Origin of the sequence: Vibrio genomosp. F10 str. 9ZD137 (assembly GCF_049974785.1) — a bacterium.
Classification (GTDB): Bacteria; Pseudomonadota; Gammaproteobacteria; order Enterobacterales; family Vibrionaceae; genus Vibrio.
This window is the reverse complement of record NZ_JBNGCJ010000622.1, coordinates 1-17,129: the sequence shown is the minus strand read 5'-3', so window position 1 is coordinate 17,129 and position 17,129 is coordinate 1. Positions and strand designations below refer to the sequence as shown.

Genomic DNA, 17,129 nt, shown 5'->3' with positions numbered 1-17,129 from the left:
TAAACACGACCGGCTGTGAAGTTGTTTCGCTTAGTCATTTTGGTACGAATGAAACGTTCGTAGTGACCAAGGTCAAGGTCAGTTTCAGCGCCATCTTCGGTAACGAACACTTCACCATGCTGAGTTGGACTCATCGTGCCCGGATCAACGTTGATGTAAGGGTCAAGCTTCATCATGGTCACTTTGAGGCCACGAGCTTCTAAAATAGCAGCCAAAGATGCTGCTGCAATACCTTTACCTAGAGAGGATACAACCCCGCCAGTAACAAAAATGTAATTTGTCGTCATGTTTAACCTGAAATTGGTTGAATGAGGGAAATGGACTACTTCTGGACGGGGTATAAATATACCAGAAGCCCCTTATCGCCACAACGTGAAATCTATCACACTGTGGTTTTTTATTTTTTGCTCCAAATCAAATTGTTTAACCACTTTTAAGTTAGTCAATATTCAAAATGAGTCAACTTTCACCCACTAGTAAACAGAAAATACGATTTATTCTAGATTCTTCTTCAACTTTTCTAAGCGCTTAACTTCATCCCACATAGCATCGAGTTGCTTCAAATTGAAATCCGTTAACGTCTTGTTTTTTTGATTCACCAGCCCTTCAATCTGCTGAAAACGTCGGGTAAATTTAAGGTTTGCTTTACTTAATGCCGACTCTGGGTTTTGCCCCAAATGACGAGAAAGATTCACAACTGCAAAGAGCAAATCACCCAGTTCACTTTCTACTCGTTCTGAATCAACCTCAGCTTGCAACGCTTCTTCCATGACCTCATCAATCTCTTCATGGATCTTTCCCACAACAGGCCCTAACGTGTCCCAGTCAAAACCAAATTGAGCACATTTCTTCTGAATTTTGATCGCACGAGGAAGAGCAGGAAGCGAGTTAGGGATAGCGTCTAAAATACTATCCAATTTCAGTTCACCGTTATCGTCGAGGTTCTTCGTTCTATCTTGATTTTTAGCCGCTTTCTCTTTCGCTTTTTCAATATCCCAGTTGGCATTGATCGCTTCTTCGCTGTCAAATTGAACATCTGAAAATACATGCGGGTGACGACGAGTGAGCTTTTCATTCACCGTGTTTACCACATCTGAAAAATCAAACAGCGCTTGTTCCTTTGCGATTTGACTATAGAAAATCACTTGAAACAGAAGATCACCCAATTCTTCTTTTAAATTTGGCCAGTCTCGATTATGAATCGCATCCACCACTTCATAGGTCTCTTCTATGGTGTGGGGAATAATGGTGTCGAAGGTTTGCTTTTGGTCCCAAGGGCAGCCATTGTCAGGATCACGTAGCTTCGCCATTATTTGTTCTAACTGTTCAATTGGATGACTCATTTCTCTTATTCCTCTATACAAAAAGGTGAGCAGCCAAAACCACTCACCTCTATTCCATTATTGTCTCTGAGTTTTTTACTTGGTCGTTAGCGCTTCTAATAAAGGCAACAAACTTTCGAGGCGCCTTTGCATAGCTCGCCTATGTGATGGTGCGAGCATAACGCAGTTAGAGTGCTAAATACGACGTAAAAAATTAGCCTAGACGTTTCACGCTCATCACATCTTTCAATTGCTCTACGCGCTGTGTGACTCGGCCCAAAATCTCGATATTACTCAGCTCTAAATCAAAATCCATGATTGAAAGCTGTCGCTTATAATCACTGCGACTCTTCATGCTGGTGACTTTAATTTTTTCGTTCGCGAGCAACGAGGTAATATCTTTCAATAATCCGCTTCGCTCCATCGCCTCAATGCGCACCGTTAAGATGTAAGATCCGACAAAGCCGCTTCCCCACACTGTATCGATGATACGCTCTGGTGCGTGGTGGTTCAGCTCCGCTAGCTGCTCACAGTCAGCTCGGTGAACGGAAATACCTCGGCCTTGAGTGATATACCCTTTAATTTCATCACCAGGAATAGGCTGACAACAACGCGCTAAATGCGTCATTAAATTATCAACGCCCTCAACAACGACCGCATCTTTCTTTGGACGACTGTGCACAACCGGTTTATTTTCTGCCTCTTGCAATCGTTCCAGAGCTTGTTGATCTTCTTCTTCTGCAGTGGGCTTATTCACTAATGCGTTAATGTGATTAACCACCTGATTAATCCGCAAATCACCACTGCCAACCCCCGCGTAAAGCTCATCGGTTGTATTGACATTAAACCGTTTTAAGGCGTACTCCTGTGCATGTTTTAGAGTTGCACCAACCTTTGCTAATTCCGCCTCTAGAATCTCTTTACCCGCTTCTAGGTTTTTCTCTCGGCTTTGTTTTCTAAACCACGCATTGATTTTAGCGCGCGCCCGTCCTGAATGAACAAAACCTAAGGTTGGGTTTAGCCAGTCACGAGAAGGATTAGGTTCTTTCTGGGTAATGATTTCAACTTGATCACCCATGGTGAGTTTGTGGGTAAACGGAACAATACGACCCGCAACTTTGGCACCAATGCAGCGGTGCCCAACCATTGAGTGAATGTGGTAGGCAAAATCCAGAGGCGTCGCCCCCATAGGTAAATCAACCACATCTCCGCGAGGCGTAAAGGCATAAACGCGGTCATCAAAAACTTGGCTTCGAACTTCATCCAGCATTTCACCTGAATCTGACATCTCTTCTTGCCAGTCAATCAGTTTACGCAACCAGGTGATCTTTTCGTCGTAACCGCTTCGAACCGTAGACGCGCCCTCTTTGTATTTCCAGTGAGCCGCCACACCTAGCTCAGAATCTTCATGCATCTGCTTCGTTCTGATCTGAATCTCTATGGTTTTACCTTCAGGCCCTAAAACGACGGTATGGATAGACTGATAACCATTGGGTTTTGGGTTGGCGACATAGTCATCAAACTCGCTCGGAAGGTGTTTGTATTTCGTATGGACAACACCTAATGCGGCGTAACAATCTTGCAATTGATCGGCAATGATTCGTACGGCGCGGACATCAAAAAGCTCGTCAAACTCTAAGCTCTTTTTCTGCATTTTTCGCCAAATGCTGTAAATATGTTTAGGTCGCCCACTAACTTCAGCATTAATACTAGACACCGTCATTTCAGACGTTAAGTCATCAACAAAATCAGTAATGTACTGCTCACGGACAATGCGACGCTCCGAAAGCTGTTTAGCAATTTGTTTGTACGTTTCGGGCTGCTGGTAACGGAAAGCATAATCTTCAATTTCCCACTTTAGCTGACCGATACCCAAACGGTTCGCCAATGGCGCGTAAATGTTGGCACACTCTTTTGCTGCCGCTCTACGCACATCATCTGGGGCCTTTTTTACTTCAATAAGATTACAAATTCGCTCAGCCAGTTTGATAACGACACAACGAAAATCGTCGACCATCGCCAATAACATCCGGCGAACATTATCAACCTGATTGGAAGCGGCACTGCCCTCAAGTGTCACGTTCAACTGACCAAGCGCGGCCATTTCTTCAACGCCATCAATCAGCTTGATCGTCTCTTTACCGTAACTCTCTTCAAAGAGTTCACGTTCAAAGGCACCAACCGATACTAATGGGAAAAGCTGGGCAGCGACTAACGTGGCTTTATCCATAGACAAAGTCACTAAAATTTCGTTCATTTCACGCCCGCGCCATAATAGCAACTGCGCATCTTCACGACCTTCCACCACTTTTTCACAATGGCGGTACACTTCTTTAAGTCGCTTGGTAATATTCTTGTCTTGTCCTAGGCTAGCCACCCAGTTATCTAAATCAAACTGTTCGTTTGGTTTTAAATGCGCGCTTCTTACCGCAACCATCTTCTCATCCTAGAAAATATTATTATGTTTTCGACTGATCTTTTGGTGATTAGTTCTTGTTGATTGGTTCTATTTTTCAAACAGAGCCATAGACTCTAAATGACTGGTATGAGGAAACATATCCAACATACCTAATTTGGTCAGTTGATAGCCCTGTTCAAGTAAGCTCTGACTATCCCTTGCAAGGGTAGCAGGATTGCAAGAAACATAAACCACGCTTTTCGCGCCAAATTGAGAAATTTGATCTACGATCCCGCTCGCTCCTGCTCTGGCTGGGTCAAGAAGAACCTTATCGAATTTTTCTTCGGCCCAAGGCTGTGTGATCAGATCCTGCTCTAAGTTTGCTTGATAAAAACGGGCATTATCCAGCGCATTGTCAATGGCGTTTTTACTCGCTTGCGCTACCATTTCTTCAACCCCCTCAACCCCCACCACTGCATTCACTTTCTGGGCTATGGGTAAGCTAAAGTTCCCCAAACCGCAGAATAGGTCGAGCACTCGGTCTTGGCTGGAAAGATCAAGCCAATCCATCGCTTGCTCAACCATTTTGGCATTTACTTCTTGGTTTACCTGAATAAAGTGATTAGGTATAAAAGACATCTTAACCCCTGCATCCTGGTAATAAGCTGGCTCCCCTGTGACTAAATCCAACTGATCATTGCTTGGCATTAAGTACAGAGTCGCCTGATGTCGCTGTGCCAGTTCCGTCAAAGCATGGCTATCTTTTTCTGCTAACAGTTGAAGATGGCGCAATACCAATACAATACCATTATCCGCCTTGACCAATTCGACATGACCCAATGTTTCTGGCTTTTTAAACTGAGAAAGGAGTGATTTCAGTTCTGGCAGCAATGCACTTAAAGAAGGTTCAAGCACCCCACAATGGTCGATATTTACGATCTGTTTACTCTGTTTTTTTCTAAAACCAAACTGAAGCTTTCGCGTTTTTTTGTCCACAAAGACGCTGATTCGTGCACGGCGTCGATACCCTTTGTCATCACCAGACAGCATGGGAGATAAAGCCAGTTCTTGTCCTGCGAACTTACTCATGAGCTGGCTAAGTGACTGCTGTTTATATTCACGTTGTGCTGAATGCTCTAAGTGCTGTAAGTTACAACCGCCGCACTCTTTATAGTAAGAGCAAAATGGATCCACACGCTGAACGCTAGGCTCAAGGACTTTTATCAATTGGGCTCGAGCAAATTTACTCTTACTTTCCGTTAGCTGAACCACTACTTTTTCACTTGGCAACGCTTGATCGATAAAAACAGGCTTTTTATTGAGGAAAGCGATTCCCGAGCCGAGGTTATCGAGCTTTTCAACCAATACTGACTGATGCTTTGTTTCTATTTGAGTTTTCTTTTTTGGTTGGAAAAAACGTGCCATGCGCTAAGTGCCTAAAGTCATTACTGCTGATTAATTTACCCCCAGCATCACTATTTCTCACTGGGTATATTGTCGAATGGTGTCGACTTGATTAAGCTAGCAAATTAGCTTAATAATTCGCTTTGCGGGTTATTTTCCCATATCCAACCCGCGATGTTTAGATAATAATGACTAGATATGGTTTACGAGCGCGAGTTATTACTCTTACTCTCGCGCCAACCCTAATAATTGGCTTGTTACTCAGTAGTTTCTTTTCTTTTAATCGTTACCACGATCTCGAGACACAAGTCATTCAATCTGGGTTAAATATAATAGAACCTTTGGCGATCGCCAGTGAAGACGGCATGCGCAACCAAAGCCATGAGGCCGTGCGACGCCTCATTAGTTACTCTCATCGAAAAAATTCCAAGTTTGTTCGCAGTATTGCTGTTTTTGACGCAAAACATGAACTGTTTGTGACGTCAAATTTCCACCCTAATTTTGAGTCGCTGACTTTCCCTAAAGAGCAGGCAATACCTCTTCATAGCTCTTCGCTGCTGAATGATAACTCTCTTATTTTACGAACCCCTATTTTGCCTGAATCACGATTGGCCATCGCGACAGAATTGGAAGGTGAAGGGGAAAGCCAGGCATTCGGTTACATCGCAATCGAGCTGGATCTTTCTTCTTTGCGCCTTCAGCAATATCAAGAGATTCTGCTTTCTGTATTAATTCTGCTGCTTGGACTAGGGCTTTCGGCCATCTTTGCAATGCGCTTGATGCACGATGTGACGCGTCCTATCGAGCACATGAAAAATATGATTCAGCGTATTCGTCGCGGACACATTGATGTGCGTATCGAAGGTAAGATGCACGGCGAATTGGACTCATTGAAAAATGGCATCAATGCCATGGCGGAATCCCTGTCGGCCTACCACAGTGAAATGCAGCACAGCATTGATCAGGCTACGTCGGATCTTCGAGAAACACTTGAGCAGTTAGAAATTCAGAACGTAGAGTTAGATATTGCGAAGAAACGGGCTCAAGAAGCGGCGCGAGTAAAATCGGAGTTTCTTGCCAATATGTCCCACGAACTGAGAACACCGCTAAATGGTGTGATTGGTTTCACCAGACAGATGCTCAAAACTCAGTTAACCAACAGCCAAACAGATTACCTACAGACTATTGAAAAATCGGCCAATAACCTGTTGAGCATTATCAATGATATTTTGGATTTTTCTAAACTGGAAGCTGGAAAACTGGCACTCGAAAATATCCCATTTGAATTCCAAGACAGCCTTGAAGAAGTCGTTAATCTACAGGCGACATCGGCTCACGAAAAAGGCTTAGAATTGACGCTCAAAGTCGATCCTAAAATCCCCGTTGGTCTGGTGGGCGATCCCCTGCGAATTCAGCAAGTACTGACCAATCTGGTGGGCAACTCCATTAAATTTACGGAACGAGGCAATATCGATATCAGTGTTGAGCTTCGTTCACAAAAAGATGACATGGTTGAGTTGCAGTTTATGGTCAAAGATACCGGTATAGGTATCTCTGAGCGACAACAGGCGCAATTATTCCAAGCCTTTAGCCAAGCTGATGCGAGTATTTCACGTCGCTATGGCGGTACGGGGCTTGGTTTGGTTATTACCCAAAAACTGGTCAGTCAGATGGGGGGAGAAATCAGCCTAACCAGCCGCTTGCACCAAGGTTCAACCTTCTGGTTTACCTTGAGACTTCATGCTACCGATATGCCATTGAGCGCCCTCATCGATTCTAAGGTCTTAGAACAACAGCATTTATTACTCATTGAGCCGAACATGCAAGCCGCCTCGGTGATCCAGCAAACGCTGATTCAAGAAGGCTTAATTGTCACTTATCGCTCGTCGATGCCTGAAGAGAATGAACGCTATGATTACGTTATTCTCAACCTAGCACCGAATAAAAATGCCTCTGTGGACACCATTGCAGAATGGGTAGAAAAAGCCAAGACCGTGTCTCCTAACGTAATTGTAGGGACGCCAAGTACCGAATTGGCTCTGGCCGATCATCTTATTCAAACTCATGATGTTCAATGTATTACCAAGCCTTTGTCTCGCAAAAAGCTCCTCCAAACAATGATAGCGAATCAACCGCCAACGCTGTTACCGGCCATAGAGCAGACTTACCATGAGACGCTACCCTTAAAGGTCATGGCTGTTGACGATAATCCCGCGAACTTGAAACTGATTACTGCGCTACTGCAAGAGCGTGTGGAAAGTATCATCGCTTGTACCAACGGTAAAGATGCGGTGCAGCAAGCGGAGAATCATGCCTTTGATATCGTACTTATGGATATTCAAATGCCTCATATGGATGGCGTAACGGCATGTCATAAAATCAAACAAACTGAGCTCAACGCCAACACACCTGTTGTTGCCGTCACGGCCCACGCAATGGCAGGTGAAAGAGAACGTCTACTTAATGCTGGCATGGATGATTACTTAACAAAACCGATTGAAGAACACGTATTGCAGCAGGTTTTGGTTCATTGGAATCCAAACACCTCAGAGAGTGACGTAGAGAAACTCTATATTTCCCCGTCGGATAACAACATTAACCCGCCGCCGGTGACCGATACGAAGCGTTTGGATGATACAACGAGTAACCAAACTATTATCATTGACTGGCAAGCCGCGTTAAAACAAGCCGCAAATAAAGAAGATTTAGCAAAAGAGATGCTCACCATGCTAGTGAGTTATATTCCTGAAGTGAATGGGTACATTAATGCGGCGTTAGAAGACGACCAAGAAGAGACTCACGATCTTATTCATCATATTCATAAGTTGCACGGAAGTTGCTCTTATTGTGGTGTCCCTAAACTTAAACATGTTTGTGCCACTCTTGAAACAGCACTTCGTTCAGGGAAGAGTATCGAAGAGGTCGAACCTGAGCTGTTTGAGCTTCAAGATGAAATGGATAAAGTACTAGCCTCGGCTAAATTGCACTTAGAGGATTAAGATTCTAGCAGAACCGTTGCTACTGCATACCGACGTTCATCTGAAATCGTCAGGTGAATGTGGGTTACCCCCATTTTTTCTGACAGTTCGAGAGCTTTGTTAGAAAGAGATAACATCGGTTTGCCGAGTTGATCGTTACTGATAGTGAAATCTTGAAATGATACGCCTTGAGCAATGCCCGTACCCAGCGCTTTTGATGCTGCTTCTTTAGCGGCAAAACGCTTGGCTAAAAAGCGCCCTTTCTGTTTTAACCCCCGATACGATTCCATCTCAGAATTCGTCAGTATTCTTTGTGCAAAAGCCTCTCCTGAACGGGAGAGGGCTTTTTCAATGCGTTCAATCTCGGCAATATCGGTTCCTAAACCAAGAATGGACATCGCTTTTAACCTCGAGCTGCTTGCATGATGGCTTTCATGTCTGCAACCGATTTAGATAAACCATCAAACACCGCTCTGCCCATAATGGAGTGACCGATATTCAGTTCATAAATCTCAGGCAAAGCCGCAATAGGAGCGACATTGTGATACGTCAAACCATGTCCAGCATTAACAATAATGCCTAAGTCATCGGCGTAGCTCGCAGCAGCGGCAATCTTTTTCAATTCATCTTGTTGGTCAGCTTCGGTTTTTGCTTCGGCATAATGACCAGTGTGCAATTCGATGTAAGGAGCTCCGGTCGCTTTTGCTGCGTCGATTTGTTCTCTATCGGCATCAATGAACAAAGAAACCTTAATACCCGCATTGGTCAATTTTTCTGTTGCTGCTTTAATTTTCTCTAGCTGACCTGCGACATCTAATCCACCTTCCGTTGTCAGCTCTTCACGTTTTTCAGGCACAAGACAAACAAACTCTGGTTTTGTTTCTAATGCAATATCCACCATTTCATCAGTCACGGCCATTTCTAGGTTCATTCGTGTTTGCAGCGTTTCACGTAAAAGGCGAACATCACGATCGACAATATGACGGCGATCTTCACGAAGGTGAATGGTAATGCCATCGGCTCCTGCGCGCTCAGCAATTTCAGCGGCATGGACGGGATCGGGGTACTTAGTGCCACGTGCGTTGCGTAAAGTAGCAATATGATCGATGTTTACCCCAAGATAAATTGAGCTCATTTTCCAATACTCCTTGCTTTGGGAATGCCTACTCGAGGTAAGAACAATTCCCGGCTTTTTAATGGTTTGCCGCCAAGATAAGGCTTTAAGGCTATTCGTGTAAAGCGTTTTGCTGCTTTCAGCTGCTCTTTGGTGGTAAATCGACGTTCACTGATCGCAATTAGCTCATCACCTAAAAATGAAAAGTGGTCTTTTCTCACCGAGGCAATAAACCCTTGTTGTTCACGATACCGATAAGTCATGGTGGGTTCAACAAGCTCTCCTGTTCCCGCACAATGCATAAAATCGACCCCATATCCGAGAGCTGAGAGCAAGGCGAGTTCAAAACGCCTTAATGCGGGCTCTGGGTTATCGCTTTGTGCTAACTCGGTCAGTGCGTGCAGGTAGTCATGAAACAAAGACGGCATGGCAACTTCGGCAACAAGAACCCGCCCAACAAGCTCATTAACGTACATCGCAGAATACAGATTAATACCAGATAGTGGCAGACCTAGGCTGATGGGTTCCGCTTGACGAAGGGTTTTCATTGAACTATTACCCGACCACTTCAACAAGAGAGGCGTAAAAGGTTGTAGAGCACCTTTTAAATTAGAACGCTTGCTACGAGCCCCTTTAGACATCAAAGTGACTCGGCCATACTCTTCGCTAAACACATCGAGGATTAAGCTTGATTCACTGTAAGGGCGACGGTGCAATACAAAACACCGCTGCAGTCCTTCACTCATACCGCCACCCTATTAAAGATACAAAAAGAGAGAGTTAATACTCTCTCTTTTATCTAGCAAAAACAAATCGTGTTATCGATTAATGCCGTATTATAAATCGTCGATGTAGCCTAATGAACGTAAAGCTCGCTCATCATCTGCCCAACCGGATTTCACTTTGACCCAAGTTTCCAGGTAAACCTTACGGCCAAACAACTCTTCCATATCAAGACGCGCTTCACGACCGATAGTTTTGAGTTTTTCACCCGCTTTGCCAATCACCATTTTTTTCTGACCGGTCCGTTCAACCCAAATTAGAGCATTGATATGAAAACCATCGTTGTCCGGGTTGTAGTCAAAACGTTCAATTTCAACAGTGACTGAATATGGTAATTCATCACCAGTAAAACGCATCAACTTTTCACGGATAATTTCAGACGCCATAAAGCGTTGAGATCGATCAGTGACGTACTCTTCAGGGAAGTGATGCTTAGCTTTGGGTAAATGATTTTTTACGTGTTTACGTAGCACATCCACATTTTTACCCAGCTTAGCCGAAATAGGCACAACATCGAGGAAATCCATCTTTGAAGATACTTTCATCATATGCTGCATAACATCGTTGCGATCTTGAACGTTATCAACTTTGTTAATACACAACACAACGGGATAATCGGCTTTTCTTAGCTTGTTCAACACCATTTCATCGTCTTCAGTCCAATGGGTACCATCGACGAGGAAAAACACCAAGTTAACATCACTTAAAGAGCTGTTCGCAGCGCGGTTCATCAAGCGGTTGATCGCGCGTTTTTCTTCAATATGAAGCCCAGGGGTATCAACAAAAATCGCTTGATAGTCACCTTCAGTTTCAACGCCCATAATACGATGGCGTGTTGTCTGTGGCTTACGAGAAGTAATCGAAATCTTCTGGCCTAAAATGTGGTTCAACAGTGTTGATTTTCCAACATTTGGGCGACCAACAATGGCAACAAAGCCACAATGTTGATTTTCAGGAGTGCTTGGTGTGTTGCTTGACGCGAAATACGCATCAATATCAAATTCGTTATCAGCCATTGGTCAATTGCTCTAATGCTGTTCCAGCTGCCGCTTGTTCTGCTTTGCGACGACTGGTACCTTTTCCAATAACAGGCTGTCCGAGGCCTGCCACTTCACACGACACCGTAAATTCTTGGTTGTGTGCTTCACCTTTAATATTAGTCACTATGTACTCAGGGAGTGGCTTTCTTCGACCTTGAAGGAACTCTTGAAGACGTGTTTTAGGATCTTTTTGCGATACACCGGGCTCAATGGCATCTAAGCGTGTTTTGTACCAGCTTAAAATAACCTGACGAACCTGCTCTGTATCACTGTCTAAATACACGGCTCCGATAATAGCTTCTACTGCATCAGCGAGAATAGAATCACGGCGAAAGCCACCACTCTTTAACTCACCTGGACCTAATTTTAAGTAATCTCCGAGTTCAAATTCACGGCCTAGCTCAGCCAATGTGTGACCTCGAACTAAGGTAGCACGCATACGACTCATGTCGCCTTCATTCACCTTAGGAAAACGATGATACAAATCATCGGCTATCACAAAACTTAAAATTGAATCGCCCAGAAACTCAAGACGTTCATTGTGCTTACCATGAGCACTTCTATGCGTTAATGCTAACTCTAGGTGATCGGTATCATTGAATTGATAACCGATCTTTTTTTGTAGCTTCTCAATAGGAGAATTCATACTCTCTCGACTTGTTTGGGTCCAGCTTATGCTGGACTAGTTAATACCACCGATGCGATTAAATCGCACACCGGTTGGGATCCATGAAGGCAATGCACTGTCGTCACTGCGTTCAAATTCAAAGCTAATCCAAATACCCACCGCTTTACCGACTAAATTGGCTTCAGGAACAAAACCCCAGTAACGGCTATCAGCACTATTGTCACGGTTATCACCCATGACAAAATACTGACCTTGTGGAACAACCCATTCACTCACACCACTGCGAGGTTGATACGCTTCGCGGCGGTCTTGCCTTAATGGATTCACTAAAATCTGATGTTTGACTGCGCCTAGTTTTTCATCCAGCTGGATTAACGGAATGCCATTTTGAGAAAACTCACTCTCTTCGACATTCGATAAATGCACAGGCTTACAATCACGCTCACCGACGGCCTGAATACAAATTTCTTTCTTACCGTTATAACGCACGGTATCACCCGGCATACCGACAACACGCTTGATATAATCGATGCTTGGTTGTGGTGGGTACTTGAATACTGCGACATCACCACGCTCTGGCTTACCGGTTTCCACCAACTGGCTACGCCATACTGGATCTTTGATTCCGTACGCGAATTTTTCCACCAGAATGAAGTCACCCACCAATAGAGTTGGCATCATGGATCCAGATGGAATTTGAAACGGTTCATAGATAAAGGAACGCAAGACTAAAACAAACGCGATCACAGGGAAGATAGAGACGCTATTTTCAATCCACCAAGGCTGAGTGCGCATTTTTTCAACCGTAGCAGAGTCTAATCCATTGGTTTCAGCCTCAGCATTATCTATTTTTTGTTGGCGCTGCTTAGCCCAAACCCACTTTTCCAGCGCCCACACAATACCGGTAACTAGTGTTACGATGACTAGAATCAGTGAAAATGTATTTGCCATTAGCTTCCCTTATCTAAAAATACGAAAGTGAAAGGACCGAAACCCTTTCACTTAATAATGTCACTTCAAAGTAAACCTACTTTAAGTGTTAATCTTTTCCTACATGAAGAATGGCTAAGAATGCTTCTTGCGGCAGTTCAACGTTACCAATCTGCTTCATGCGTTTCTTACCTTCTTTTTGCTTCTTCAGTAGTTTCTTCTTACGACTGATATCGCCACCGTAACATTTTGCAATAACGTTTTTACGTAATTGTTTAACCGTTGAACGAGCAATAATATGCGCCCCAATCGCAGCTTGAATAGCAATATCGAACATTTGGCGAGGGATGAACTCTTTCATTTTCTCAACCAATAAACGACCACGGCTTTGCGCATTATCGTGGTGAGTAATAATGGCAAGTGCATCGACTCTGTCGCCATTAATCAGTACATCCACACGGACCATGTTTGACGCTTCATAGCGATGGAAATTGTAATCCAGTGACGCATAACCACGCGAAGTCGATTTCAAACGGTCAAAGAAATCAAGAACCACTTCAGACATTGGAATGTCGTAAGTCAAGGCAACTTGGTTACCGTGGTAAACCATATCCACTTGAACGCCACGCTTTTCGATACATAAGCTAATAACGTTACCTAAATAGTCAGAAGGTACTAAGATATTACAACGGGCAATCGGTTCGCGGATCTCTTCAAGATCATTAATTGCAGGTAACTTTGATGGGCTATCTACATACAAAAGCTCACCTTTGTTTAGCACAACTTCGTAAACTACCGTTGGGGCTGTGGTGATCAGGTCTAAGTCGTATTCACGCTCGAGACGCTCTTGAATGATTTCCATATGCAGCATACCAAGGAAACCACAACGGAAACCAAAACCGAGTGCTGCTGAACTTTCAGGCTCATAAAACAGCGACGCATCGTTTAGGCTAAGTTTGCCTAGTGCATCACGGAAGTTTTCATAATCATCAGAAGAGACAGGGAACAAGCCTGCGTATACCTGCGGTTTCACTTTTTGGAAGCCTGGTAAGCGTTCTTCACAGCCACCTTTTGCGAGTGTTAACGTATCACCAACAGGCGCACCTAGGATGTCTTTAATACCACAAACTACCCAGCCAACTTCACCGGTTCGTAGAACATCAGTATCGACTTGCTTCGGTGTAAAAATACCAATACGGTCAATACCCCAAACTTGATCGGTACTCATGACTCGGATCTTGTCATTTTTCTTTAGTGAACCATTTTTGATTCGAACTAATGAAACCACACCAAGGTAGTTATCAAACCACGAATCAATGATCAGTGCTTGCGTTGGACCTTCAGGATCACCCTCGGGTGGTGGGATCTGCTTAACGATAGTCTCAAGAACGTCGTCAACGCCAAGCCCTGTTTTGGCTGAACAACGCGTGGCTTCCATCGCGTCGATACCAACAATCTCTTCAATCTCTTCCGCTACGCGTTCAGGGTCGGCGGCTGGTAAGTCAATCTTATTCAAGATGGGCACGACTTCCAGATCCATTTCAATCGCGGTGTAACAGTTCGCTAAGGTCTGGGCTTCTACACCCTGGCCAGCATCAACCACCAACAATGCACCTTCACACGCCGCTAGAGAGCGAGACACTTCGTAAGAGAAGTCTACGTGTCCTGGGGTATCGATGAAGTTAAGTTGATAGGTTTCACCATCTTTCGCTTTATAATCGAGTGTCACACTCTGCGCTTTAATGGTGATGCCACGTTCACGCTCTAAATCCATTGAATCTAAAACTTGCGCGTCCATTTCACGCTCACTTAATCCACCACAAACTTGGATTAAACGGTCTGAAAGGGTCGACTTACCGTGGTCGATATGGGCGATAATCGAAAAATTACGAATGTGCTTCATAGGCTTGGGGTGACTAAACTCGTTGAAAATAGGAATAATATGAAAGCGGCCTGAGGCTGCATTTCAATCAAGTTGGCAGATTCTACCCAATTTCTAATCAATTCGCACTCTTATTTGCGGTTTGAATAATGGCCCCACCAAGGGTTCGAAGTAAAATCACCTGCTGCTCAGAGGCTTGCTCCAATTTCAGAGCCTTGTGCTTTGCTAGCTTAAACCCAGCAAAGGCAAATAAAAACGCACTGGCAATCACACCCGGCTCCCCCACTTGAAAGTAAGGAACCAGTAGCAACTGCCCTAAAATGGCACCGAGTATTAACGAAAACAGAGGAATTAGATAAATGGTTGCCGCTGATTGCAGCAGTGTTTTTTCAGGAAAACCGATTTCAACAACATCCCCTTTATTCACCGGTTTAGGGCTAGCGACACGCCAAGAAAGCGCCTTAGCCCCTACGGCTTTACTCACAATCCCCGTCCCACAACTTTGCTTTGATGCACAGCTAGAACAACTTGTTTGTTGATCACAGCTCAGCTCAAGAATGTATTCTTGGTCATTATTATGCACCGCAGCAACCGTTGCCAAAGCTGTCATCATTGCGTTGCCGCCTTAGTCTCATTAAATGAAATGGATTGAGCAATACGTTTGGCCGTACTCGGGGGAATATCACCGACGACAGAGATTTCAGAGCGCCCTTTAACAAAGCTATGAAGTGTTCTTCGCCCTTGACGAACGAGTTGCCCTTTCAAAGAGTGATCATCGCTGTCTGAGACGTAGACTGAAAAGCTAAATAAACCATCTGAATACATTTGGCTTTCAACCATTCGATCAGTCACAGCCATTCGGTAACGATTAAGCTCTTTAGCTTCAAACCCACTCGGTATCCAACCAACACTCCAGAATGTTTGTTTTACATTACCTTTTGGCAAGGAAATAACTTCTGGTAATTGAGCATCTTTCAAACCACTAAGAATGCCTTCAATTTGATCGTTAATTGAGTAGGAAATCGTACGATATTGCTCTAATACTTCACCATCTCGATCAACCAAATCAGCTCTAAGTGGGAGGCTATTTTTCTCATCGACCCATAAGACATAGGAATATCTTAAACCGTCTTTGGGGACGATACGTAAAACCTGACAAGCCGTTCCCGCTTCTCGCGCCCGACCAACGGTAATGAAGTCATAATGTTCACTCAAATGATCGATGCTTGTGTTGAGCAATGGAATCGTCGGTGCGACCATCTTCCCTGACTCAATAGTAAATGGCTCTACCCCAGGTTCAATGTAACTGACCTCATCACCACGACGTATCACCTCACGAACAGGGCCACTTAGATAAACGAGATGGGCAAGCTGCTGGGATTCACTTCGAGCGTGACGATACAGCAAAGGTTCAATGCTATTCTTTTTGATCAGAACATAAGAGAGTTCGTAATTTAACTGCTGACTTGCTTCATTCATTTGATGCAACAAAGCCTCTGCAGAAGAGGATTCTGCAAAGGCGTTGTTGACATTCAAACTGAGCAGCGTCAGAGCACTGATCAGGATTTTTTTCATTCAATTACCGGTTCAATGATGTCGCCATCTGAATATTCACTGTTCAGCCTTAGCTGTAACTCATAATCGAGAAGCATTGCGTTAACACGACGGCGCTGCTCTTGAACATTCACATTTTGATTCTGTTTTCCTACGGATTCTCGACTCAAACTCACAGGCTCAACACTGCCTGATAAAGGAATCGTTTGTAATACTGGAAACTGTTCTGCCGATGAGGATTCTGCACCAGAGTACTGTTGCACACCAAATATGACCGCTAATGAGACACAGGCTGCGACAGCCACTTGCCCAAATTGAGGCATCCAGTCAGGTAGATAGCGCCTTGCTTGGCTCGGCGTTGGTTGAGTTTCTCTGTGTGTAGCTAACTCTGAAACGTTGCTATTTAATAAGCTATGCGTAGGCTCATCTTCGAGAGCTAACGCGACACTTCCAGCAATGTTCCACTCCGCAACCTTCGGCGTGTCACCACGCATTACATCACCAATCAAATGGTAATTTTTCCAGGTATCTAGACATTCTTGATCGAGTTGAATCTCTGAAATCAGAGCCTTATCGACCACTTCTCCATCCATGAGTGCTGAAAGTTTTTCTTGGTCAGCCATTATTTTCACCATTTTATTACTAGTACTAACGCTGCAAAAGAGGCTTTATTTTCTTTTCCACCGCTTCACGAGCACGGAAGATACGTGAGCGTATCGTTCCTACGGGGCAATCCATTACTTCTGCGATTTCTTCATAACTTAAGCCATCTAGCTCTCGTAGCGTCATCGCGGTTTTTAAATCTTCTGGCAGTGCTTCTATCGCGCTAAAAACCACTTGTTTCAATTCATTGGACAACGTTAAGTTCTCAGGGTTCGATATTTCTTTTAGCGCACTGCCCGTTTCATAGTATTCAGCATCTTCAGCATCAACATCAGTTGCAGGAGGTCTTCGTCCTTGGGCAACAATGTGATTTTTAGCAGTGTTAACAGCAATACGGTATAGCCAGGTATAGAACGCACTTTCACCACGAAAGGTGGGAATGGCTCGATACGCTTTGATGAAAGCCTCTTGGGCCACATCGGCTACATCGCCA

Annotated in this window: 15 protein-coding genes and 1 pseudogene; 1 reads left to right on the top strand and 15 read right to left on the bottom strand. The window is 44.2% G+C overall.

The features are described 5' to 3' along the window. From ACP45E_RS15160 to rlmD, 4 genes and pseudogenes are all read right to left on the bottom strand, one after another. A pseudogene (locus tag ACP45E_RS15160) lies at window positions 1-287 on the bottom strand (hypothetical protein); the annotation flags it as partial. A gap of 207 nt (window positions 288-494) precedes the next feature. Then, window positions 495-1,343 carry a nucleoside triphosphate pyrophosphohydrolase gene (mazG, locus tag ACP45E_RS15155; RefSeq protein WP_017038098.1) on the bottom strand — a complete coding sequence of 283 codons (849 nt, stop codon included), beginning with the start codon at window positions 1,341-1,343 and terminating at the stop codon, window positions 495-497. 193 nt (window positions 1,344-1,536) lie between these two features. Continuing rightward, the gene (gene relA / locus ACP45E_RS15150) at window positions 1,537-3,759 is read right to left on the bottom strand and encodes a GTP diphosphokinase (protein ID WP_017039230.1); all 2,223 of its coding nucleotides are present in this window, start codon (window positions 3,757-3,759) and stop codon (window positions 1,537-1,539) included. 69 nt (window positions 3,760-3,828) lie between these two features. After that, window positions 3,829-5,145 carry a 23S rRNA (uracil(1939)-C(5))-methyltransferase RlmD gene (rlmD, locus tag ACP45E_RS15145; protein WP_017038100.1) on the bottom strand — a complete coding sequence of 439 codons (1,317 nt, stop codon included), beginning with the start codon at window positions 5,143-5,145 and terminating at the stop codon, window positions 3,829-3,831. Window positions 5,146-5,312: 167 nt separating this feature from the next. Between rlmD and barA the strand changes: the two genes are divergently transcribed. Then, window positions 5,313-8,123, top strand: a complete 2,811-nt coding sequence (gene barA, locus ACP45E_RS15140; RefSeq protein ID WP_017038101.1) for a two-component sensor histidine kinase BarA — start codon at window positions 5,313-5,315, stop codon at window positions 8,121-8,123. Here the strand turns inward: barA and acpS are convergent. From acpS to rpoE, 11 genes are all read right to left on the bottom strand, one after another. Then, complete coding sequence (acpS, locus tag ACP45E_RS15135) at window positions 8,120-8,500, bottom strand: holo-ACP synthase (protein WP_017036582.1); 381 nt, start codon at window positions 8,498-8,500, stop codon at window positions 8,120-8,122. The two genes, barA and acpS, sit on opposite strands and share 4 nt — an antisense overlap. Window positions 8,501-8,505: 5 nt before the next feature. Continuing rightward, entirely contained in the window at window positions 8,506-9,237 is a 732-nt protein-coding gene (gene pdxJ / locus ACP45E_RS15130; protein ID WP_017036581.1) for a pyridoxine 5'-phosphate synthase, read from the bottom strand. Next, window positions 9,234-9,962, bottom strand: coding sequence for a DNA repair protein RecO (recO, locus tag ACP45E_RS15125; protein ID WP_017036580.1), 729 nt, complete (start codon window positions 9,960-9,962; stop codon window positions 9,234-9,236). Before recO ends, pdxJ begins: the two co-directional genes overlap by 4 nt. Before the next feature lie 90 nt (window positions 9,963-10,052). Then, a complete protein-coding gene (gene era / locus ACP45E_RS15120; protein ID WP_017036579.1) occupies window positions 10,053-11,015 on the bottom strand; it encodes a GTPase Era in 963 nt (320 codons plus the stop codon). After that, complete coding sequence (rnc, locus tag ACP45E_RS15115) at window positions 11,008-11,685, bottom strand: ribonuclease III (protein ID WP_017036578.1); 678 nt, start codon at window positions 11,683-11,685, stop codon at window positions 11,008-11,010. The genes era and rnc overlap by 8 nt, the downstream gene beginning before the upstream one ends. A gap of 36 nt (window positions 11,686-11,721) precedes the next feature. Then, a complete protein-coding gene (lepB, locus tag ACP45E_RS15110) occupies window positions 11,722-12,618 on the bottom strand; it encodes a signal peptidase I (protein ID WP_017036577.1) in 897 nt (298 codons plus the stop codon). 88 nt (window positions 12,619-12,706) lie between these two features. Next, window positions 12,707-14,500 (bottom strand): translation elongation factor 4, encoded by a 1,794-nt coding sequence (lepA, locus tag ACP45E_RS15105; protein WP_017036576.1) that lies wholly within the window; start codon window positions 14,498-14,500, stop codon window positions 12,707-12,709. Between the two features lie 97 nt (window positions 14,501-14,597). Beyond that, the gene (locus tag ACP45E_RS15100) at window positions 14,598-15,092 is read right to left on the bottom strand and encodes a SoxR reducing system RseC family protein (protein WP_017038102.1); all 495 of its coding nucleotides are present in this window, start codon (window positions 15,090-15,092) and stop codon (window positions 14,598-14,600) included. Continuing rightward, window positions 15,089-16,054 carry a sigma-E factor regulatory protein RseB gene (gene rseB / locus ACP45E_RS15095; protein ID WP_017036574.1) on the bottom strand — a complete coding sequence of 322 codons (966 nt, stop codon included), beginning with the start codon at window positions 16,052-16,054 and terminating at the stop codon, window positions 15,089-15,091. The genes ACP45E_RS15100 and rseB overlap by 4 nt, the downstream gene beginning before the upstream one ends. After that, the gene (locus ACP45E_RS15090; RefSeq protein ID WP_017036573.1) at window positions 16,051-16,656 is read right to left on the bottom strand and encodes an RseA family anti-sigma factor; all 606 of its coding nucleotides are present in this window, start codon (window positions 16,654-16,656) and stop codon (window positions 16,051-16,053) included. The genes rseB and ACP45E_RS15090 overlap by 4 nt, the downstream gene beginning before the upstream one ends. 25 nt (window positions 16,657-16,681) lie before the next feature. Continuing rightward, on the bottom strand, window positions 16,682-17,129 hold a 448-nt coding region (rpoE, locus tag ACP45E_RS15085; protein ID WP_069585188.1), incomplete at its 5' end, for an RNA polymerase sigma factor RpoE.